This is a genomic window from Streptomyces sp. NPDC057694 (assembly GCF_042799415.1).
GTDB lineage: Bacteria > Actinomycetota > Actinomycetes > Streptomycetales > Streptomycetaceae > Streptomyces.
This window is the reverse complement of sequence record NZ_JBHVIX010000015.1, coordinates 96,658-115,172: the sequence shown is the minus strand read 5'-3', so window position 1 is coordinate 115,172 and position 18,515 is coordinate 96,658. Positions and strand designations below refer to the sequence as shown.

At 71.9% G+C, this 18,515-nt stretch carries 18 protein-coding genes; 4 read left to right on the top strand and 14 right to left on the bottom strand.

Translation table 11 applies throughout. From position 1 onward, the window contains the following. The first annotated feature begins 25 nt into the window (after window positions 1–25). Complete coding sequence (locus tag ACFVDP_RS28330) at window positions 26–307, top strand: TM2 domain-containing protein (protein ID WP_383495443.1); 282 nt, start codon at window positions 26–28, stop codon at window positions 305–307. 72 nt (window positions 308–379) lie between these two features. Here the strand turns inward: ACFVDP_RS28330 and ACFVDP_RS28325 are convergent, their stop codons facing one another. The 6 genes from ACFVDP_RS28325 to bldG form a co-directional block, all read right to left on the bottom strand. Continuing rightward, window positions 380–577: a hypothetical protein gene (locus tag ACFVDP_RS28325; RefSeq protein WP_383495440.1), complete on the bottom strand. Its 198-nt coding sequence runs from the start codon at window positions 575–577 to the stop codon at window positions 380–382. Window positions 578–686: 109 nt separating this feature from the next. After that, window positions 687–2,243 carry a methyltransferase gene (locus ACFVDP_RS28320; protein ID WP_383495437.1) on the bottom strand — a complete coding sequence of 519 codons (1,557 nt, stop codon included), beginning with the start codon at window positions 2,241–2,243 and terminating at the stop codon, window positions 687–689. Window positions 2,244–2,539: 296 nt separating this feature from the next. Continuing rightward, window positions 2,540–3,121 carry a small secreted protein gene (locus ACFVDP_RS28315; RefSeq protein ID WP_383495435.1) on the bottom strand — a complete coding sequence of 194 codons (582 nt, stop codon included), beginning with the start codon at window positions 3,119–3,121 and terminating at the stop codon, window positions 2,540–2,542. Window positions 3,122–3,336: 215 nt separating this feature from the next. Beyond that, a complete protein-coding gene (locus tag ACFVDP_RS28310) occupies window positions 3,337–5,742 on the bottom strand; it encodes a sodium-translocating pyrophosphatase (RefSeq protein ID WP_383495432.1) in 2,406 nt (801 codons plus the stop codon). 253 nt (window positions 5,743–5,995) lie between these two features. After that, complete coding sequence (locus ACFVDP_RS28305) at window positions 5,996–6,427, bottom strand: ATP-binding protein (protein ID WP_383495429.1); 432 nt, start codon at window positions 6,425–6,427, stop codon at window positions 5,996–5,998. A 144-nt stretch (window positions 6,428–6,571) separates the two neighbouring features. Next, the gene (gene bldG / locus ACFVDP_RS28300; protein WP_003975386.1) at window positions 6,572–6,913 is read right to left on the bottom strand and encodes an anti-sigma factor antagonist BldG; all 342 of its coding nucleotides are present in this window, start codon (window positions 6,911–6,913) and stop codon (window positions 6,572–6,574) included. Between the two features lie 110 nt (window positions 6,914–7,023). Here bldG and ACFVDP_RS28295 point away from each other — a divergent pair, with 110 nt between their 5' ends. Further along, window positions 7,024–9,450 carry a DEAD/DEAH box helicase gene (locus ACFVDP_RS28295; RefSeq protein WP_383495426.1) on the top strand — a complete coding sequence of 809 codons (2,427 nt, stop codon included), beginning with the start codon at window positions 7,024–7,026 and terminating at the stop codon, window positions 9,448–9,450. Between the two features lie 24 nt (window positions 9,451–9,474). On the opposite strand, the gene ACFVDP_RS28290 is transcribed toward ACFVDP_RS28295, so the two are convergent. The 7 genes from ACFVDP_RS28290 to ssd form a co-directional block, all read right to left on the bottom strand. Beyond that, the gene (locus ACFVDP_RS28290; protein WP_383495423.1) at window positions 9,475–9,927 is read right to left on the bottom strand and encodes an Rv3654c family TadE-like protein; all 453 of its coding nucleotides are present in this window, start codon (window positions 9,925–9,927) and stop codon (window positions 9,475–9,477) included. A 2-nt stretch (window positions 9,928–9,929) separates the two neighbouring features. Then, window positions 9,930–10,286, bottom strand: coding sequence for a TadE family type IV pilus minor pilin (locus ACFVDP_RS28285; RefSeq protein WP_383495420.1), 357 nt, complete (start codon window positions 10,284–10,286; stop codon window positions 9,930–9,932). A 34-nt stretch (window positions 10,287–10,320) separates the two neighbouring features. After that, window positions 10,321–10,584: a DUF4244 domain-containing protein gene (locus ACFVDP_RS28280; protein ID WP_383495418.1), complete on the bottom strand. Its 264-nt coding sequence runs from the start codon at window positions 10,582–10,584 to the stop codon at window positions 10,321–10,323. Between the two features lie 95 nt (window positions 10,585–10,679). After that, window positions 10,680–11,450 (bottom strand): type II secretion system F family protein, encoded by a 771-nt coding sequence (locus ACFVDP_RS28275; protein WP_383495415.1) that lies wholly within the window; start codon window positions 11,448–11,450, stop codon window positions 10,680–10,682. Between the two features lie 97 nt (window positions 11,451–11,547). Next, entirely contained in the window at window positions 11,548–12,399 is an 852-nt protein-coding gene (locus tag ACFVDP_RS28270; RefSeq protein ID WP_383495412.1) for a type II secretion system F family protein, read from the bottom strand. Window positions 12,400–12,459: 60 nt separating this feature from the next. Further along, window positions 12,460–13,623 carry a TadA family conjugal transfer-associated ATPase gene (locus ACFVDP_RS28265; RefSeq protein WP_383495409.1) on the bottom strand — a complete coding sequence of 388 codons (1,164 nt, stop codon included), beginning with the start codon at window positions 13,621–13,623 and terminating at the stop codon, window positions 12,460–12,462. After that, entirely contained in the window at window positions 13,620–14,720 is a 1,101-nt protein-coding gene (gene ssd / locus ACFVDP_RS28260; protein ID WP_383495406.1) for a septum site-determining protein Ssd, read from the bottom strand. The genes ACFVDP_RS28265 and ssd overlap by 4 nt, the downstream gene beginning before the upstream one ends. Window positions 14,721–15,379: 659 nt before the next feature. On the opposite strand from ssd, the gene ACFVDP_RS28255 reads away from it, so the two are divergent. Then, complete coding sequence (locus ACFVDP_RS28255) at window positions 15,380–16,228, top strand: HAD family hydrolase (protein ID WP_383495403.1); 849 nt, start codon at window positions 15,380–15,382, stop codon at window positions 16,226–16,228. Between the two features lie 379 nt (window positions 16,229–16,607). Here ACFVDP_RS28255 and ACFVDP_RS28250 read toward each other — a convergent pair whose 3' ends face one another. Next, a complete protein-coding gene (locus tag ACFVDP_RS28250; RefSeq protein WP_383495400.1) occupies window positions 16,608–17,432 on the bottom strand; it encodes an oxidoreductase in 825 nt (274 codons plus the stop codon). 101 nt (window positions 17,433–17,533) lie between these two features. Here ACFVDP_RS28250 and ACFVDP_RS28245 point away from each other — a divergent pair, with 101 nt between their 5' ends. Beyond that, window positions 17,534–18,514, top strand: coding sequence for an ATP-binding protein (locus tag ACFVDP_RS28245; protein ID WP_383495397.1), 981 nt, complete (start codon window positions 17,534–17,536; stop codon window positions 18,512–18,514). The last annotated feature ends 1 nt before the right edge of the window (window position 18,515 follow it).

The window sequence follows — 18,515 nt, the reverse complement described above, 5'->3', positions numbered from 1 at the left end:
GTGTTGTCCCCGAGGAGCATCGCGCATGTCCTACGCCGAGCAGCCCGGCCAGTCCGACCCCAACGCCCCGTACGGCTACGACCCGCAGGGCCGCCCGTACTCCGACAAGTCCAAGATCGTCGCCGGCGTTCTCCAGCTCTTCCTCGGCGGCTTCGGCATCGGCCGCTTCTACGTCGGCAGCGTCGGCGTCGGCGTCGCCCAGCTGCTCACCTGCGGCGGCCTGGGCATCTGGGCCCTGATCGACGCGATCCTGTTCTTCACGAGCAACGACCGCACCGACAAGCAGGGCCGCGTGCTGCGCGGCTGACACCGGTACGTGTGAAAGGGCCCGCTCCACGGTCGTGGGGCGGGCCCTTTCACACGTACCGACGCCGGACGGTCACGCCCGCCCGAAGCACCACACCGCGAGCCCCAGGGATATCGCCCCGACCATCCCGGTGAGCACCGCCGCCGCCACCGGGTGCGCGGCGTCCACCACCGGCTCCCGGTGCAGGGTGCGCGCCCCCGTCCATGTCACGAGGCCCGCTCCGAACAGCGCGAACACCGTGCCCGCGAACAGTGCGGGGGTACTCTCCATCGCCTTGCCTCCCGGATCGCGGGTACCGGTCGCGGTACCCAGGCAGGCGACGGTGACACGGGCAGGCCAACCCGGGGTGAACTCCCGTACAGCGCAAGGCGAAGAGCGGCTAGCCGACCGGGTCGGCGCCCGGGGCCGCCGGCGCGGCCGGTTCCAGGAAGCCCAGCTCGACCAGGGTGCGGATCTGCGCGGGCACCTGATCCCGCAGCAACACCGGCTCCTCGCCGACCAGTTGGGCGATGGCGTCCAGGATCGCGCCGGCGCTCAGCGACCCGTCGCACACCCCGGCGAACCCGGCGCCCACCGTGTCCACCTTCGTCGCCCGGCGCATCCCGCGGCCCTGCCGCAGCACGACGTGCTCCGGGTCCTCGGCGCCCGGCAGCCCGACCTGCTCCTGCACGACCTCGCCGGCCAGCACGAAGGACGACTGCAGCAGCGCCGCGTCGTCGTGCGTGCGCAGCCAGTCGACCCGCTCGAAGTGCGCCCGCACGGTGTCACCGAGCGGCTGCTCGACGGGGTGCGGCCACTCCTCGACCACGATCGACGGCTCGTCATGGGCGGTCTTGCGCAGGGAGATCCAGCCGAAGCCGACGGCCTTCACCTTGCGCGCCTCGAACTCGTCCAGCCACGCGTCGTACCGGGCCGCGTACTCCGCCGGGTCGGTGCGGTGGTCACCGGCGTCGCGCAGCCACAGCTCGGCGTACTGCGTGATGTCCTGCACCTCGCGCTGCACGATCCAGGCGTCGCAGCCGCGCGGCACCCACGAACGCAGCCGCTCGGTCCACTCCTCACCCTCGACGTGCTGCCAGTTGGCCAGGAACTGCGCGTGTCCCCCTTCGTTCAGGTGCTCCCCCGCTCCCTGAACGATCGAGCGGCACAGATCGTCCCCGCTCATCCCGCCGTCGCGGTAGGTGAGCCGGGCGCCGGGGGAGATCACGAAGGGCGGGTTGGACACGATCAGGTCGTACCGGGTGTCGTCGGCGTCGCTGACGGGCTCGTACAGCGAGCCCTCGCGCAGGTCGGCCGCCGGGGCCCCGGACAGCGCGAGCGTCAGCGCGGTGATGTGCAGGGCGCGGGAGTTGAGGTCGGTGGCGATGACGCGCGTGGCGTGCCGGGAGGCGTGCAGCGCCTGGATGCCGGAGCCGGTGCCGATGTCGAGGGCGGAGCCGACAGGCGTGCGGACGGTGATCCCGGCGAGCGTCGTGGACGCGCCGCCGACGCCGAGCACCACGCCTTCGTCATGGCTGCCGATGCCGCCGGCTCCGCCGACGGCGCAGCCGAGGTCGGACACGATGAACCAGTCCTCGCCGTCCGGCCCGCCGTACGGGCGTACGTCGACGGTCGCGGCCAGCTCGTCGCCGCCCGTCTCCCGCAGCCAGCCGCTCTCCAGGCACGCGGCGACGTCCAGGACGGCGGCGAGCCGGTCGCGGGCGACGGGCTGCTGGAGCAGGAAGAGCCGGACGAGCGTCTCCAGGGGGCGCTCGCCCCGGGTGGCGCGCAGCGCGGGCACGGTCTCGCTGCGGGCGAGCGCGGTGTACGCGGGGGCTCCGAGCAGTTCGAGCAGCCCGTCGGCGGTGAACTCGGCTTCGAGGAGCGCCTCGCGCAGGACACGGGTGCCCTCCGGGCGGTCGGTGGTGGGCAGGGGGGCGGCAACGGGAGAACTCACGGTTCCATTGTGACGCGTCTGCCGGGTGGCGGTGGTTCCCACGGCTGCGGCCCGGTGGGGCTTCTCGCGCAGTTCCCCGCGCCCCTGGGAGCGAGCTCCGCTCGCCCAGGGGAAGGCGCGGGAAGAGGCCACCGGCCCGCAGCCGAACCGACAAGCCCGTGGGAGCGGGCGAAGCCCGCTTCTCAGGGGCGCGGGGAACTGCGCGACCAGCCCCCACCGGCCCGCAGCCGAAAACGCGACACCCCCGGCGCGGCGCGCAACGGCGCAACCCCGGGGGCGCGTAAAGCGGACGGAACCTACGAGGCCGACGGCGAAGCGGACGCGCTCTTGCAGCTCTCCTGCTTGGCCATGGCCTTGCCGACGTCACCCTCCTCCAGGTTCTTGAGGGCGTCGCTGCCGCTCTGGCTGAGCTTGTCGAGCTCGCCCGCGATGTTCTTGAGGCCCTCGGCGAACTTGGCCTGGTCGCCGGTGTCGAGCTTGTCGACCTGCCCCTTCAGGTCCGCGTACGACTTGGAGATCTTGTCCAGCTCCTCGACGGCGTCCTGCTGCTTCTTCTCACCGCCGTCGACCGACGGGGCACCGGCCTTGTCGACCGCGTCGCCGATCGCCTTGTAGGCGTCGGACATGTCCTGGAACGCCTGGGCGTCCGTCTTCTGCACGTCGGCCGGCGCGCTGTTGTCCGACGTCTGCTTCTGGATCGCCGCGTTCGCGGACTCGATCTTCTTCGCCTGCGGCTGGACCGCGTCGCAGACCTCCTTGGCCCAGGAGTCCAGCTTCTCGTTGCTGTCGTCGCTGCAACCCGACAACGCCAGTACCAGTACCGCACCGCCGGACAGTGCGGCTGCAAGCTTCTTGTTCACCGGATTGGTCCCTTCCATGGCTTACGGCCCCGGAACTTACACGCCGAGCACACGCCAAGTGCACCTCGGACGTTCAGTAAGACCGCTTTCTTGACCTTTAGCAGCCATTTGCACCAAGGGAGAGAAGGCTCACGGGGTACGCCCCGACGAGTTCAACCGGTCCGCGAACACGCAGGTGGGCGGAGAGCGCGTCAAAATGCGCTCTCCGCCCACCTGTTGAGGCAGGGTCAGTTCTACGTGCGCTGCGACACCACCTCCGGGTCCGCCTGCTCGGGCACCCGTCCCGGGTTCCCGTCGTCGTCCGGGTCGTCCCCGACCGTGATGCCGCGCCGCTTGGAGACGTACACCGCGCCGATGATGACGCCGAGCGAGACGACGGCGATCACGATCCGCACGGGCACGCTGGCGTCGTCGCCGTAGCTGAATTTGACGACCGCGGGCGCGATCAGCAGCGCGACGAGGTTCATCACCTTCAGGAGCGGGTTGATGGCCGGGCCCGCGGTGTCCTTGAACGGGTCGCCGATCGTGTCGCCGATGACGGTGGCCTCGTGCGCCTCACTGCCCTTGCCGCCGTGGTGGCCGTCCTCGACGAGCTTCTTGGCGTTGTCCCACGCGCCACCGGAGTTGGCGAGGAACACGGCCATCAGCGTGCCGGTGCCGATGGCTCCGGCGAGGTACGCGCCGAGCGCGCCCACCCCGAGCGTGAAGCCGATCGCGATCGGTGCCATGACGGCGAGCAGGCCGGGCGTGGCGAGCTCCCTGAGCGCGTCCTTGGTGCAGATGTCGACGACGCGCCCGTACTCCGGCTTCTCGGTGTAGTCCATGATCCCGGGGTGCTCGCGGAACTGCCGCCGCACCTCGTAGACCACCGAACCCGCCGAACGCGATACGGCGTTGATGGCGAGCCCGGAGAAGAGGAACACCACCGCGGCTCCGGCGATGAGCCCCACCAGGTTGTTGGGCTGGGAGATGTCCATGACCAGGTTCATCGGCCCGCCGTCGCCGACCTTCTCGCCGACGTCGCTCGCGGCCGTGAGGATCGCGTCGCGGTACGAGCCGAAGAGCGCGGCGGCGGCGAGGACGGCCGTGGCGATGGCGATGCCCTTGGTGATGGCCTTCGTCGTGTTGCCGACGGCGTCGAGGTCGGTGAGCACCTGGGCGCCCGCACCCTGGACGTCGCCGGACATCTCGGCGATGCCCTGCGCGTTGTCGGAGACGGGCCCGAAGGTGTCCATGGCGACGATCACGCCGACGGTGGTCAGCAGCCCGGTGCCGGCCAGCGCGACCGCGAACAGCGCGAGCATGATCGACGTACCGCCGAGCAGGAACGCGCCGTAGACGCCGAGTCCGATCAGCACCGCGGTGTAAACGGCTGATTCCAGTCCCAGGGAGATGCCCGCGAGGACCACGGTCGCCGGACCCGTCAGCGACGTCTTGCCGATGTCCTTGACGGGGCGCCGGGTGGTCTCGGTGAAGTAGCCGGTGAGCTGCTGGATGAGGGCCGCGAGCACGATGCCGATGGCCACGGCGACGACCGCGAGGATCCGCGGATCGCCGTCCTTGACCCGGACGGCGGCGTCGGTGACCCCGTCCAGATCGGCGTACTTGCCCGGCAGGTACAGGAAGACGGCCACGGTCACGAGGACCAGCGAGATCACCGCGGAGATGAAGAAACCGCGGTTGATGGCGCTCATGCCCGAGCGGTCGGTCCGGCGTGGCGCGACGGCGAAGATCCCGATCATCGCCGTGAGGACCCCGATCGCGGGCACGATCAGCGGGAACGCGAGCCCCGAGTCGCCGAAGGCCGCCTTGCCGAGGATCAGCGCGGCGACCAGCGTGACGGCGTACGACTCGAAGAGGTCGGCGGCCATTCCGGCGCAGTCGCCGACGTTGTCGCCCACGTTGTCCGCGATGGTCGCGGCATTGCGCGGATCGTCCTCCGGAATGCCCTGCTCGACCTTGCCGACCAGGTCGGCGCCGACGTCGGCGGCCTTGGTGAAGATGCCGCCGCCGACCCTCATGAACATCGCGATCAGCGCGGCGCCGAGTCCGAATCCCTCCAGGACCTTGGGCGCGTCGGCCGCGTAGACCAGGACGACGCAGGAGGCGCCGAGCAGTCCGAGCCCTACGGTGAACATGCCGACGACGCCGCCGGTACGAAATGCGATCTTCATTGCGTGGTGCGAGACAGCGGTGAGATCTTTTTCGGGTTCACCCTCCGCCGGTGTCGCTTCCCTGGCCGCGGCGGCCACACGCACATTACTGCGCACCGCCAGCCACATTCCGATATAGCCGGTGACCGCCGAGAAGACCGCGCCGATCAAGAAGAAGACCGAACGCCCGGCGCGCTGATTCCAGTCGTCGGCCGGCAGCAGCAGGAGCAGGAAGAACACCACGACGGCGAATACGCCGAGGGTGCGCAACTGTCGCCCCAGATAGGCTTTCGCGCCTTCCTGTACCGCGGCCGCGATCTCTTTCATGGATGGAGTGCCCTCGCCGGCCGCGAGCACCTGACGCACCAGGACCCCTGCGACGGCGAGCGCCGCGAGCGCGACGAGCGCGATGACGATCACGATCAGTCGGTTGTCGTCCGTCAGAACTGCGGCTGCGAGGCTTGCGAACTGAGAAGGCTCCGCCATTCGTCCTCCTTGACGCTTGGGCTGAGCTCAAGATGTGGACGGATTGTAGGGAGCGGAACCTGATCTCAACAGGGCACCGCAAACGGAATTGTTCTCTACCAGAAGAATGATCGATAAACCCCGCTAACCCATTGAGGGCATTAGCAGGGAAAGACGATCTAGAAATAAATAAGAAAGCCCCTGATCACCGTGAAGGTGAACAGAGGCTTGAGAAAAAGCGCACAAGCGCGGAGCTACGGCAAGCGACGGCTTGCTACGGCAGCAGAGTGGCGGGCAATGTCGGCCAGCTCATCCGGATCCGTCCGCCGTCCGCGTCCGCGGTCACCTCGACATCGTCGACGAGGCCGCTGATGACGGCGAGGCCCATCTCGTCCTCGCCCTCCAGATCCGGGTCATCGGCCGCGCCGGGGGCTCCGGGCACCGCGGCGATCGCGTGCGGCGCCTCGTCACCGACCTCGATGGAGAACTGCTTCTCCTCTTCGATCAGCGCCACCAGCACCGGCGCCGTGATGCCGCCCGCCTGGTGCAGGCCGACGGCGCGGGAGCAGGCTTCGCCCACGGCGAGCCTGACCTCGTCGAGCACGGCCTCGTCCACGCCCGCCCTGCGCGCCACTGCGGCCGCCACCAGGCGGGCCGTGCGGACATGCTCGGGCAGAGGGCTGAAGCGGAGTTCGACGGTGGCCATGCATCCCCCTCGGACGTACGGGCGTGCTCTCGGGGACCGGGCACGGTTCTTGGCCGCCCGATCCCCGTCTCTCTATCGATCTTCCCGCGATGAGCCGACCCAGTCACCCGGCTCGTCGCCGGCCGACTCGGTCGTCCCGCCGGCTCAGTCGGTCGCCGCGACGGCTTCCTCGACGGAGGTGTGGATCGGGAACACCTTGGTCAGACCGGTGATCCGGAAGATCTTGAGAATGCGCTCCTGGTTGCAGACCAGGCGCAGCGAGCCCTCGTGGGCACGCACACGCTTGAGGCCGCCGACCAGCACGCCGAGCCCGGTGGAGTCGAGGAAGTCCACGCCCTCCATGTCGACGACAAGGTGGAAACTGCCGTCATTCACCAGCTCGACCAGCTGCTCCCGCAGCTTGGGCGCGGTATATACATCGATTTCGCCACCGACCTCGACGACCGTACGATCGCCGACGGTACGGGTCGACAGGGACAGGTCCACGGATCCTCCAGCACCTTGCTAATCGAGCGGTCGCCCCTCGGGGACACCTCGGCCTGATCCCCCGGGACGGTTCGCCAGCCGCGAAGGCATTCAATCACTTACCAGCAGGCATGCACGACGCCTTGGGAGCATTGTCCGTCACGCCAGTGACACACTCGGTGCCGATGGCCAAGAATCACCGATCCGAACGACCCTCGGCTACCGACGCCTCCCGCCCTGCTCCCGGGGCGATTCTGGACAGGCTCGCCTCGGGTCCGAGCAGGGCTGCGCGCATCACCCATACGGAGCACTTGCCCCCTCGTCCGGGACGTCATGCCGTCTGGCCGGACCGGATCCGCGCCGAGGTCGTCGCGACCGTCCAGAACGCAGGTATCGCGCACCCCTGGGCCCACCAGGCACTGGCAGCGGAGCACGCGCTGGACGGCGATTCGGTGGTCGTGGCCACCGGAACGGCGTCCGGCAAGTCCCTGGCGTACCTCGTCCCGGCCCTCTCGGCGCTCCTGGACGGCTCCGAGGCGCCGAACGGGCGCGGGGCGACCACGCTCTACCTCGCCCCGACCAAGGCCCTCGCAGCGGACCAGTGCCGATCGGTGAAGGAACTTTCACAACCGCTGGGTACGGCGATCCGTCCGGCGGTGTACGACGGCGACACCCCGTTCGAGGAACGGGAGTGGGTGCGGCAGTACGCCAACTACGTCCTCACCAATCCCGACATGCTGCACCGCGGCATATTGCCCTCGCATCCGCGCTGGTCCTCCTTCCTCAAGGCCCTCAAGTACGTCGTCATCGACGAGTGCCACACCTACCGCGGTGTCTTCGGCAGCCACGTCGCCCAGATCCTGCGCCGTCTGCGCCGCCTCTGCGCCCGCTACGGCTCCTCCCCGGTCTTCCTCCTCGCCTCCGCCACGGCGGCCGAACCGGCCGTCGCCGCGCAGCGCCTCACCGGCGTGCCGGTCGTCGAGGTCGCCGACGACGCCTCGCCCCGCGGCGAGCTGGTCTTCGCCCTCTGGGAGCCGCCGCTCACCGAGATGCAGGGCGAGAAGGGCGCCCCGGTGCGCCGCACTGCGACCGCCGAGACGGCCGACCTGCTCACCGACCTCACCGTGCAGGGCATCCGCTCGGTCGCCTTCGTACGGTCCCGGCGCGGCGCCGAGCTGATCGCGGTGATCGCCCAGGAACGCCTCGCCGAGATCGACCGCTCGCTGCCGCGCCGAGTGGCGGCCTACCGCGGCGGCTACCTCGCCGAGGAGCGCCGCGCCCTCGAAGCCGCCCTGCACTCCGGCGAACTCCTCGGCCTCGCCGCCACCACCGCCCTCGAACTCGGCATCGACGTCTCCGGCCTCGACGCCGTGGTGATCGCCGGCTACCCGGGCACCCGGGCGTCCCTGTGGCAGCAGGCGGGCCGGGCGGGCCGCTCGGGCCAGGGGGCGCTCGCGGTCCTGGTCGCCCGTGACGACCCGCTGGACACCTACCTGGTCCACCACCCGGAGGCCCTCTTCGAGCAGCCGGTGGAGTCGACGGTCCTCGACCCCGACAACCCCTACGTCCTCGCCCCGCACCTGTGCGCGGCCGCCTCCGAACTCCCGCTCACCGAAGCGGACTTCGCCCTCTTCGGCCCGGCCGTCGGCGACCTCCTCCCGCAACTGGAAGCGGCGAAACTGCTGCGCCGCCGCTCCGGCACCAAGGCCTGGCACTGGACGCGCCGCGAGTCCGCCGCCGACCTGGCCGACATCCGCGGCGAGGGCGGCGATCCCGTGCAGATCGTCGAGGCGAGCACCGGCCGGCTCCTCGGCACGGTCGACGCCGGCTCGTCCCACACCACGGTCCACGACGGCGCCGTCCACCTCCACCAGGGCCGCACCTACGTCGTCAAGCAGCTGGACCTCGACGACAACGTCGCCCTGGTCGAACCGGCCAACCCCACGTACTCCACGACGGCCCGCGACACCACGGCGATCTCCATCCTGGAGACGGACGTCGAAGTCCCGTGGGGCGACGGCTCGTTGTGCTACGGATCGGTGGAAGTGACCAACCAGGTCGTCGGCTATCTCCGCCGCCGCCTCATCACCGGCGAAGTCCTCGGCGAGACCAAACTCGACCTCCCTCCTCGTACGCTGCGCACCCGCGCGGTGTGGTGGACGGTCACCGAGGACCAGCTGGACGCCGCCCGGGTGAACCCCGAGATCCTCGGCGGCGCCCTGCACGCCGCCGAACACGCCTCCATCGGCATGCTCCCCCTCTTCGCCACCTGCGACCGCTGGGACATCGGCGGCGTCTCGATCCCGCTGCACCCCGACACGCTGCTGCCCACGGTCTTCGTCTACGACGGCCACCCCGGCGGGGCGGGCTTCGCCGAACGCGCCTTCCACACCGCCAAGGAGTGGCTGACCGCCACCCGCGAGGCCATCGCCTCCTGCGAGTGCGAGGCCGGCTGCCCGTCGTGCATCCAGTCCCCGAAGTGCGGCAACGGCAACGACCCCCTGCACAAGCGCGGCGCGGTCCGGCTCCTCACGACGCTGCTGAAGCAGGCTCCGTAGAGGGTCCGGGGGCGGGGTGCCGGGTCATCCGAGATCACTCGGGACGCCCGGGCGTGTCGCGACCTCGGGCTGGGGAACGGGCTCGGCCCCGGGCCCGGACTCAGGCGCCGGCGGTACCGGCCCCGCGGGTCCCGCCCGCGCCCGCACCTCGGCCGCGAGCACTCCGCTGCCCGCCCCCGCGGTCACCTCGGCCACCTCGCCGCGCACGGCGCACCGTACGACTCTCGCCCCCTGCGCCCGAGCCACCCGCCCGGCCACCGCGCAGGCCCGCGCGCCCCCTTTCGTCCACTGATCGGCCGCGGCCAACGCGGCCAGGTCGGCCGCCCCGCCCGCCCGGTGGCGGATCTGTACCGCCTGTCCGAGGGCGAGTACGCCCCCGAAGACGGCACCCATCGCGACCATGGCGAGGGCCACCCAGACGGTCGCGGAACCTCGATCGCCCCTCAGCCGTGCCCGCCGCGGATTCCTGCCCCGCACTTTCACGTCACCTCGCCTCCCTCTCCGGGAACGGTCTCCGGGCCGGTCGTCTCCTCGGCCGCCGCCACGGCCTGCGCGCTCAACTCCACGCCCAGCGGCCCCGGTCCGGCCGCGCGTGCCAGCACTGTCACCCGGACCAGCGCGCCCTCCCGTCTCACCTCGACCCGCGCGCCCTGCGGGGCGGCCTGCCGGGCGGCGGCGACGGCGGCGCTCTCCGGCTCCTGCCGGGCCACCGCCCTGGCCCCGGTCCGCGCGGCGTCCACGCACCGGATCTGCTCGGACGCCGCGACCACCGCCCAGACCAGCGCCATCGTGAACGCCACCAGCACGGGCAGCACCACAGCGGCCTCCGCCGTCACGAACCCACGGTCCCGAGAACGCCCCCACCGTGTTTCAGAACGAGCCATGAAGCGCCTTCGCCACCAGCGACTGCAGCGCCGACTGCACCAGATCGCTCGTCACCACCTGGTACAGCACCCCGGCGAACCCGACAGCCGCGATCAGCCCCACCGCGTACTCCGACGTGACCATCCCGGCGTCCTTGCGCGCCGACCGCACACCCCGCGCCCACACCAGGAACCCGCCCCGCAGCCGCCGGTACACCCTCGCCCTCTTCGTCCCGTTCGTCCTCGTCGTCGCCCTGCGCGTTCCGCTCATCTCAGCCCCCGTACGAATCTGTGAATCCCGGAGATCCAGGCGTTCCTGGAACTCCCCTTGCACCTCATCGGCCCGCGATCAGGCCGCATCCGGCATCAGCGGCCGCCCAACATCCCGTCGCCGAGGCCGATCACCACAGGCAGCACCCCGATCACGAGGAAGGCGGGCAGAAAGCACAGCCCCACCGGAGCGGTGACGGCCACTGCCGCGCGGCGCGCCACCGCCGTTGCTCTGCGCCCCCGTTCGGCTCTGCACTCCGCGGCGATCCGGGCGACCGGTGCCGCCGCGGGCGCCCCGGACTCACCGGCCCGCTCCAAGAGCCTCACCAGCACACCGGCGCCGGGCAGCGCCGCCAACTCCCTCCATGCCAGACCCGGTTCACCGCCGAGTCGCACCTGCGCGGCGCCCCGTGCAAGTCCTCGCCCGACGGGCCCGCCCAACGACTCCCCGACCACCCGCGCGGCCTCCACCGGATCCGCTCCGGCCGCGATGCAGGCAGCCAGCAGATCGGCCGCCAGCGGCAGTTGGCGCATCGCCTCGGCCTTGCCATCCGCCCCGGACGACAGCGCCCGGCCCCGCCGCCATCGCCACACCGCACCGCCCACGACCGCCCCGACGAGCAGCCCTGCCACCCCGCCGACCACCACGTACCCGGCGCTCACCGCACCGGCCACCGGAGCCCACCGGCGCACCACGCCCGGCATCCGAAAGCCCCGCCGCGCCGCGTCCACGGCGACGACGTCCAGCACCAGCCGCACCCGGCGCCGAAGCTCCCGCTCTCGCCACCGCATCTCGACCGCCCGCCCCAGCCACACCACCGCCAGCAGTACGCACAGCACCGCCCCCAGCCTGTGGAAAACTTCCATGCCCCTCACCGCTCCCGTCCGTCGAAACAGTCCAGAACACCGACCCGTCCAGGCCGCCAGCCTCACCGAGCCCATCCGAACCGTCAGGCCCTCCTCTTCACGCCTCCGCCCTCCGCACGATCCGCAACGCCCACCACAGCCCCGCCGCCTCCAGCGCCCCGCCCACCACCAGGCACCCCACGCCGGCCCCGGTGTGCAGCAGCACCCGCAACGGCCGTGCGCCCAGCGCCGATCCGAGCAGCAGCCCGAGCGCCGGAAGCCCGGCGAGCATCACCGCCGTCGACCAGGGGCCCGCCAACTGGGCTCGCAGATCCGCCCGTTGATCCCGCTCCGCGCGCAGCGCGTCCGCCAGTCGCTCAAGTCCGGCCGCGAGCCCTGCACCCCGGTCCACCGCCACGTGCCAGCAGGCAGCGAGCCCTTGCAGTCCCTCGGCTCCCGGCTCCCCGGCCGCCGACCGCAGCGCCCCGGGGACGTCCCCGCCGAACCGGGCCGCCGCCATCACGGCCGCGCTCCCCGCGCCGGACAGGGCGCCCGACTCCCGTACGGCGACGGCCAGTCCGGCACCCGGCTGTCGCCCCGCGCTGACCTCTCCGGCGAGCACCTCGCACAGCCGGATCACCGCGTCCCCACGCCGCTCCCGCATCCGCAGCGCCGCTCTGCCACGGCGTGCCCGAGCCGCCGCGGGCACCGCGCAGACGCCCAGCACCAGCGGCAGCGGCGAGGCCCCGGCGAACCCGATCACCGCACCGGCGACCGCGCACCCCCACTCGGGCCGGCCGCGCACCCACCTCCACCACCGCTCGCCCGCACTCCGCCAGGCAGGCCCCGCCGCGACACCCGCCACCTCGCCGAACACCGCGCGGACCCGCCGCGCTTCGGCCTCCCGCACTCTCACGACCCACACCACGGCCGCCACCCCGATCAGCCCCACGGCCACGACACCGGACATCTCAACTCCTCCTCCCAGCCGTCACGTTCACTTCCGCCTCCGCAGTGCCGCGCGGTGCTCTCACTCCAGCCGCACCCCCAGCAGGCCGCCCAGCCGCTCCCACCCCTCCCCCGGCGCGAAGCCCCGCTCCTGCCACTCCAGCGCCGGCACGGCCCGCACCCACCCCTGCGCGTCCCGCTCCAGCACCCGCACCTGCGCCATCCGGCGCCGACCGCCCCGGTCCCGTACGAGATGCAGCACCACCGACACCGCGGCCGCCAGCTGGCTGTGCAGCGCCGCACGGTCGAGTCCGGCCGCCGTCCCCAGTGCCTCGAGACGCACCGGCACATCGCCCGCCGCGTTGGCGTGGACGGTGCCGCAGCCGCCCTCGTGCCCCGTGTTGAGCGCGGCCAGGAGCGAGACGACCTCGGCGCCGCGCACCTCGCCGACGACGAGCCGGTCCGGCCGCATCCGCAGCGCCTGGCGCACCAGGTCGTCGAGGCCGACGGCGCCGGCCCCCTCCTGATTGGCGGGCCGCGCCTCCAGGCGCACCACGTGTGGGTGGTCCGGCCGCAGCTCGGCGGAGTCCTCGGCGAGGACGATCCGCTCGTCGGGGCCGACCAGCCCGAGGAGCGCGCTGAGCAGCGTCGTCTTCCCGCTGCCCGTACCGCCGCTGATCAGGAACGACAGGCGCGCGTCGAGCAGCGCCCGCAGCACCCGGTCCCCGCCCGGTGGCACCGTCCCGGCCGTGACCAGCTCCTTCAGGGTGAACGCCCGGGGGCGTACGACCCGGAGCGACAGGCATGTGCAGCCCACCGCGACCGGCGGCAGGACGGCGTGCAGCCGGGTCCCGTCGGGCAGCCGCGCGTCCACCCAGGGGCGGGCGTCGTCGAGGCGGCGCCCCACCACGGCGGCGAGCCGCTGGGCCAGTCTGCGGACGGCCGCGGCGCTGTCGAAGGCCACGTCGGCCCGCTCCAGGCCGCCGCCCCGGTCGACCCACACCCGGTCCGGCGCCGAGACGAGGACGTCCGTCACCGAAGGGTCCGCGAGGAGCGGCTCCAGCGGTCCCGCGCCCACCAGCTCGGACCTGAGCCGGCCCGCGACGCCGAGCACTTCGGCATCGCCGAGGACCCTCCCCTGGGCCCTGAGCGCCTCGGCCACCCGCGCGGGGGTCGCCTCCGACCCGGTCTCGGCGAGCCACTGCCGGACCCCGTCGAGCATTCGCGCCCCGACCACCGCGCTCATGACGTCTCCGCCTGCTCCACGGCCACCGGCACCCGCTCCCAGAATCCCGTGCAGAACCGCCGCAGCGGGCCTCCGGACGCCGCCTGGGGTGTCCGGCCCGCCAGTACGCCCGTGTCCAGCGGAAGCTCTCCGGCCAGCGGCAGTCCGATCAGCCGGGCCACCTCGTCCGCGTCCAGCACCCCGGAGCGCCGTGCCCCGCGGGCGGGCGCCGCCACGACCCGCAGGTCCCGTACGAGCATTCCGACGGCGTCGGCCACCCGTCGGGCGGCCGCGACGGCCCGGAGCTCCGGCGGCACCACGAGCAGCCCGAGATCGAGCTGGGCCAGCGCCTCCACCGAGCCCGCGTCGACCCTGCGCGGCAGATCCACCACGACGGCCCCGCCTTGGCGCCGCCCCGCAGCGAGCACCACGCGCACCGCCTCGGGCGGTACCGCCGTCAGGTCGCCGCGGTCCCAGCTGAGCACCCGCATGCCGTGCACACAGGGCAGCGACTCCTCCAGCGCGGCAGAGCCGACCCGGCCGCGGGAGTGGGCGAACGCCGGCCAGCGCAGCCCGTCCGTCGCCTCGCCGCCGAGCAGCACGTCGAGGCCGCCGCCGAGCGGGTCCGCGTCGACCAGCAGGGTGCGCCGCCCGGCCGCCACGGACGCCGCCGCGAGCCCGCAGGCCAGCGTCGAGGCGCCGGCCCCGCCCCGGCCGCCGAGGACGCCGACGGTCAGCGCGGGCCTGCCCACGCCCTCCGCGACATCGGCGATCCGGTCCATCAGCCACTGCTCGGCGTCCGGCAGCATCAGCACCTGCTCGGCGCCGATCTCCACGGCCCGCCGCCACACCCCGGGGTCGTCCTGGTCCCGCCCGACGAGCATCACTCCGTCGCGCCGGGCCGCACCGCGCAACCGCCCCGCCGCGTCGCCCCCGACCAGCACCAGGGGCGCCGCCTCCCACCTCCCTCTGCCCTCCGGCGCCCCGTGCCCGACCTCGGGCCGCACCCCCGCCGCCGCGCACAGCCGCAGCAGGTCGTCGAGGAGCACCACGTCCTCCGTCACGATCAGCGGCACACGCCGCCCGCCCCGCGGGTCCCCCGCGCTGACCTTCACCACGATCCGATCCCCCTGTCTCCGCACGCTCGCCCGCCCCTCGGACGAGCCGGTCCGCCGCGAAGTCACCGGCGCCCGGGCGCCGAATACCGGGCGCCGGCGCGGCTCGTCATAACGAGTCGGCCATGAACTGCCGCCCGGACTTCGCCTGCGGAATCACCGTGCAGCGATCCCGGAAATCATGTGGATCTTGGTCAAAAACTGTGGACGCGAGAAGGGTTGTGAATATCCCAATCACCCATACCGGTGACATCTCGGCGACATCCCGGAGCCGCCCCGGGAACGGGTCCGGGAACCCCCTCGGGAACGCCCCGGGGAACCCCTTCAAGAACCGCCCGGGAAGCGTCCGGGGACCGCCTCCGGGGCCTCCGCAGCGCAGTCCGATCATCACGCTCAGTGACGGACACGCCACAGGTCGACGTCGGGCCGCAGGGCCCGGAATCACGGGAAACAGGCAAGAAAAAAGGACCCGAAAACGGGTCCGGACATGCGACGACCCCCGCCGGGGGGGAGAGCGGGGGTCGTCCCCACGGTCCGACTCGGGGGGGGAGGAGCCAGACCGGGTTAGCACGGTCGCGAACGATCCGTGACTTCCATGGTGTACCCGAGAGCCTTCTCAGGCAAACCCACGCGCCACAGCTTACGCCGAATGGTGGGCGCCTATGCTCGGGCTTGTGGAAAACCACTCCTTGCACCACTCCATGCCCCGCACAGCGGCGTTCTTCGACCTGGACAAGACCGTCATCGCCAAGTCGAGCACGCTCACGTTCAGCAAATCGTTCTACCAAGGCGGACTGATCAACCGCAGGGCCGTGCTGCGCACGGCCTACGCGCAGTTCGTCTTCCTGGCCGGGGGCGCCGATCACGACCAGATGGAGCGGATGCGCCAGTACCTGTCGGCGCTGTGCCGCGGCTGGAACGTGCGGCAGGTGCGGGAGATCGTCGCCGAGACGCTGCACGACCTGATCGACCCGATCATCTACGACGAGGCGGCGTCCCTCATCGAGGAGCACCACACCGCCGGCCGGGACGTGGTCATCGTCTCCACCTCGGGCGCCGAGGTGGTCGAGCCGATCGGTGAACTGCTCGGCGCGGACCGGGTGGTGGCCACGCGGATGGTCGTCGGGGACGACGGCTGCTTCACCGGCGAGGTGGAGTACTACGCGTACGGGCCGACCAAGGCGGAGGCCGTCAAGGAACTCGCCGCCTCGGAGGGCTACGACCTCGCGCGCTGCTACGCGTACAGCGACTCCGCGACCGATGTGCCGATGCTGAGCGCCGTCGGGCATCCGTACGCGGTCAATCCGGACCGGGCGCTGCGCCGCGAGGCGCTCACGCGCGAGTGGCCGATTCTCGACTTCCACAAGCCGGTACGGCTCAAGCAACGGCTGCCGCACCTCTCCGCCCCGTCCCGCCCGGCACTGGTCGCCGCTGCCGCGCTCGGTGCGGCGGCCGCCACGGCGGGGCTGGTCTGGTACGCGAGTCGGCGCCGGGCACTCCCGAGCGCGTAGAGAAACGAACACACAGCGAAGCGCCCGATTCGCCCCTGTTTGAACCTAAAAGTAAAGAAGTGCGGCCAGGGGTTTCGCTTCCTCCGGGCGAGGAGTACAAAGGAGTCAACGGCCCGCGAGACCAAGGACATCCGAGAGGATCACCTTCAACCGCAGAAAAGGCCCCACGGACCGAAGCATGAACACCGGGCACCCACGCGACGTCGACCCGTCGATTACGGGCCAGCCGCACCAGGCGACGGGCAAAGCACCCGACCTGATGGGCAACACTTCGAGGACGCTTGGTAACCCAGTGGCCATGCCGGCGGCGGTACGAGGACTCGTACCGCCGCAACCCTTTGTGGGGACCGTTTCCTTGTAGGGACCGTCTTGGGCGCGCTCAGGCCGCGCCGCGCTGCAGCGCCTCGCACACCGCGGTCGACTCGCGGACCCCCAGCTCGACGGCCTTGCCGCAGTGCCTGATCCAGGCGGCCATCCCGTCCGGCGTACCGGAGACATAGCCTTCGAGGGCCGCCGCGTACGCCGCGCGCCCCAGCTCCGCGTGGCCCACTTCGGCGGGGCAGATCGACTTCGGGTCGAGGCCGCTGCCCACGAGGACGATGCGCTCGGCCGCCCGCGCGACCAGGCCGTTGTGCGAGCCGAAGGGGCGCAGCGCGAGCAGCTCGCCGTGCACGACGGCGGCGCTCACCAGGGCGGGCGCCGCACTGCCCGTGATGATCAGCTGAGCGAGCCCTTCGAGGCGGCCCGCCACCTCCTCCGCGTCCGGCACCGGCAGCTCGACCAGGGGCTCGTCCACGGGCTCACCGGCCGTGCGCGGCCGGCCCACCGTGTCGCCCTGGTCCGCGGCCGCGACCAGATGCAGGCGCGCGAGCACCCGCAGCGGCGACTGCCGCCAGATGGACAGGAGTTGACCCGCCTCTGCGGTCAACCGAAGGGCCGCACCCACCACGGGCCCCTCCGGGTCGCCGTCGGCGCCGCTGAAGTCGGTACGCCGGCGGACCTCTTCGAGATTCCAGTCGGCGCCGGACAGCGCCGCGCTGCCGCGTGCGCCGCGCAGCGCGGCCTCGGAGGTGACCTCGGTGCCACGGCGCCGCATGACCCGGTGCCCGTAGACCCGGTCCACGGCCTTGCGCACGGAGTCCACGGCGTCGGCCACGCCCGGCAGGGTCGCGAGCGTGGCGAGGGGGTCGGCTGTCGTACTCATGAGTACGACCCTACGGTCCCGGGGCCCGCGCCCCACGAAGGAGTGGTCTTCTTCACGCGCGCGCACCACGAACAGTGACGGCGGGGCTACCCTTTGTGAACATGAAGATCGCTTTCGTCGGGAAGGGCGGCAGCGGCAAGACCACGCTGTCCTCGCTCTTCATCCGCCACCTCGCCACCACCGGCTCGCCGGTCATCGCCGTCGACGCCGACATCAACCAGCACCTGGGCCCGGCCCTCGGTCTCGACGACGACGCCGCCGCGGAACTGCCCGCACTCGGCGCCCGGCTGCCGTTCATCAAGGACTACCTGCGCGGTTCGAACCCGCGCATCGCGTCCGCCGACACCATGATCAAGACGACGCCGCCCGGTGAGGGCTCCCGGCTGCTGCGGGTGCGGGAGAACAATCCGGTGTACGACACCTGCGCCCGGGAGGTGGAACTCGACGGTGACGCCGTGCGTTTGATGGTCACCGGGCCGTTCACCGAAGCCGACCTCGGCGTCGCCTGCTACCACTCCAAGACCGGAGCGGTGGAGCTGTGTCTGAACCACTTGGTCGACGGCCGCGGCGAGTACGTGGTGGTCGACATGACCGCGGGCTCGGACTCCTTCGCCTCGGGCATGTTCACCCGCTTCGACATGACGTTCCTCGTCGCCGAGCCGACACGCAAGGGAGTCTCCGTCTATCGCCAGTACAAGGAGTACGCCCGGGACTTCGGCGTCGCGCTGAAGGTCGTGGGGAACAAGGTGCAGGGCCAGGACGACCTCGACTTCCTGCGCGCCGAGGTCGGGGACGACCTGCTCGTCACCGTCGGGCACTCGGACTGGGTGCGCGCCATGGAGAAGGGCCGCCCGCCGCGCTTCGACCTCCTGGAGGAGCCCAACAGGGCGTCCCTGCGGGCGCTCCAGGACGCTGCCGACGCGACGTACGAGGCGCGCGACTGGGAGCGCTACACGCGACAGATGGTCCACTTCCACGTGAAGAACGCCCAGAACTGGGGCAACGAGAAGACCGGGGCCGACCTGGCTTCGCAGGTCGACCCCGGTTTCACGCTTCAGGAGAGCGTCGCCGCAACTGCCTGAC

Coding starts and splice junctions, on each gene's coding strand:
- ACFVDP_RS28330 (WP_383495443.1), top strand. CDS start 26: ATGTCCTACGCCGAGCAGCCCGGCCAGTCCGACCCCAACGCCCCGTAC.
- ACFVDP_RS28325 (WP_383495440.1), bottom strand. CDS start 577: ATGGAGAGTACCCCCGCACTGTTCGCGGGCACGGTGTTCGCGCTGTTC.
- ACFVDP_RS28315 (WP_383495435.1), bottom strand. CDS start 3,121: ATGGAAGGGACCAATCCGGTGAACAAGAAGCTTGCAGCCGCACTGTCC.
- ACFVDP_RS28310 (WP_383495432.1), bottom strand. CDS start 5,742: ATGGCGGAGCCTTCTCAGTTCGCAAGCCTCGCAGCCGCAGTTCTGACG.
- ACFVDP_RS28305 (WP_383495429.1), bottom strand. CDS start 6,427: ATGGCCACCGTCGAACTCCGCTTCAGCCCTCTGCCCGAGCATGTCCGC.
- ACFVDP_RS28295 (WP_383495426.1), top strand. CDS start 7,024: ATGCACGACGCCTTGGGAGCATTGTCCGTCACGCCAGTGACACACTCG.
- ACFVDP_RS28280 (WP_383495418.1), bottom strand. CDS start 10,584: ATGAGCGGAACGCGCAGGGCGACGACGAGGACGAACGGGACGAAGAGG.
- ACFVDP_RS28275 (WP_383495415.1), bottom strand. CDS start 11,450: ATGGAAGTTTTCCACAGGCTGGGGGCGGTGCTGTGCGTACTGCTGGCG.
- ACFVDP_RS28270 (WP_383495412.1), bottom strand. CDS start 12,399: ATGTCCGGTGTCGTGGCCGTGGGGCTGATCGGGGTGGCGGCCGTGGTG.
- ACFVDP_RS28265 (WP_383495409.1), bottom strand. CDS start 13,623: ATGAGCGCGGTGGTCGGGGCGCGAATGCTCGACGGGGTCCGGCAGTGG.
- ACFVDP_RS28255 (WP_383495403.1), top strand. CDS start 15,380: ATGCTCGGGCTTGTGGAAAACCACTCCTTGCACCACTCCATGCCCCGC.
- ACFVDP_RS28250 (WP_383495400.1), bottom strand. CDS start 17,432: ATGAGTACGACAGCCGACCCCCTCGCCACGCTCGCGACCCTGCCGGGC.
- ACFVDP_RS28245 (WP_383495397.1), top strand. CDS start 17,534: ATGAAGATCGCTTTCGTCGGGAAGGGCGGCAGCGGCAAGACCACGCTG.